Source organism: Pseudomonas sp. SDO5522_S412 (assembly GCF_054071215.1).
The window spans coordinates 1-1561 of sequence record NZ_JBSVWQ010000432.1 but is presented as its reverse complement, the minus strand read 5'-3'; the positions used below and the strand labels follow the sequence as shown (position 1 = coordinate 1561).

The window sequence follows — 1561 nt, the reverse complement described above, 5'->3', positions numbered from 1 at the left end:
GTTTTTGGGGCCGCTGCGCGTCCCAGCGGGAGCAAGCTCCCTCGCCACAGGTTAAAACAGTGTGATCAATTGCTGCGTAGTAGCTTGGCTTCCAGATGACCCAGATGCCGGGTCATCAAGTTGACGGCTTTGCCGGCATCGCCATGCTCCACCGCATCCACAATCGCCCTATGTTCCTGCCATGCGCAATACGTGCAAGCCTTGGCCTCAAACTGCGCAATCGCCAATGAGGTCAGCGGCACCAGGCTGTTGAGAAACTGTGCCAACGGTGCATTCCCGGCGATGGCTGCCAGTTGCAGGTGAAACTCCCCGGAGAGCCGAATCGCCGGGCCACGTTCGTCACGCTCGATGCAGTCGCGCTCCCGTGCGATCAACTCCCGCAGTTGGCGGATCTGCGCCGGTTTCGCCTGGGCACACGCCAACTGCACCACGGTGATTTCCGTCAGGCGCCGCGCCTCGAGAATCTGCTGGGTCTGTTGTGCATCCGGTGCCGCCACCTGGGCGCGGTGGTTGGGCCGCAGGATGATCACTTGCTGGTGCGACAGCCGCGCCAGCACCCGGCGAATCACGCTGCGGCTGACGCCAAAACTTTGCCCGAGGCTCTCCTCGGTAAAACGGCTGGCGGGGGCGATGCGTTGCTCAAGAATGGCGTCGAACAGTGCCGGGTAGATGTCGTCCACCGAGAGTTTCGGCTTGCCCACCAGGCGCAACGGCGTAAAGGGGAAAGGGGTGTGCAGGGCGTGAGCGGTCATGCGCGGTCTCCTGGAAGTCAGCTACCCAGATGGTCATCCGGGATGTTCAAGCGAATGCCCATGCGCAAGCCTTCCTGCAGGATATGCCGGCGCATTTCGGCGCTGGCCAGGGCGCTGTTCTTGTTGCGGATCGCCCGCACCACGGCGTCGTTTTCCTGCAAGCGTTCCGCCAGGTGTTCGGGGGAGTTGCGCAGCACCTGGGCGCTTTGCTTGAGGGCGTTGCTGGTTTGTTGCACCACGTTCTGGAAGATCGGGTTGGAGGTCAGGGCGAACAGTTCTTCGTGGAACGCGATGTAGGCGTTCATCCCGGCTTCGCTGTCGCCGGCGTCGAGGGCTTCGCGCATGTCCATCAGGGTCAGGCGCAGTTGCCCGACTTCCTTGCTGCTGATGGATTGCGCCACTAAACCTACGATAAAGGGCTCGAGGGTGTAGCGCAGTTGCAGGATGTCTTCGAGGCTGGCGTCCGCCACGCCGCTGTCCTGGGCCTGGGATTCGCTGAGGGTGGTTTCCAGCACCACCACGCCCTTGCCGGGCATGGAGCGTACCAGGCCGAGGGTTTCCAGCACGATCACCGCTTCGCGCAGGCTCGGGCGGCTGATGCCCATTTGCTCGGCCAGTTCACGCTGGCCGGGCAGCATCTCGCCGCGCCGCCACTGACCCCTCGCCAGGGCGGCGCGCAGTTTTTCTACCACTGAATTGACGACGGTTGACGAGGTGATCACGTGTGGCTCCCTTTAAATTGAACTGTCTGCTTGGTGTGGCGAGGGAGCTTGCTCCCGCTGGACTGCGCAGCAGGCCCATTTTTTGGG

2 protein-coding genes are annotated in these 1561 nt (G+C 62.7%); both read right to left on the bottom strand.

The genetic code is table 11. From position 1 onward, the window contains the following. Positions 1-65 precede the first annotated feature (65 nt). The gene (locus ACW9I6_RS32305; protein ID WP_214498674.1) at positions 66-752 is read right to left on the bottom strand and encodes a GntR family transcriptional regulator; all 687 of its coding nucleotides are present in this window, start codon (positions 750-752) and stop codon (positions 66-68) included. A 17-nt stretch (positions 753-769) separates the two neighbouring features. Then, the gene (locus tag ACW9I6_RS32300; protein WP_003212959.1) at positions 770-1474 is read right to left on the bottom strand and encodes a FadR/GntR family transcriptional regulator; all 705 of its coding nucleotides are present in this window, start codon (positions 1472-1474) and stop codon (positions 770-772) included. Between the last annotated feature and the right edge of the window lie 87 nt (positions 1475-1561).

What these genes read in the sequence shown, in the direction of transcription:
- ACW9I6_RS32305 (WP_214498674.1), bottom strand. Translation starts at nt 752, where the DNA reads ATGACCGCTCACGCCCTGCACACCCCTTTCCCCTTTACGCCGTTGCGC.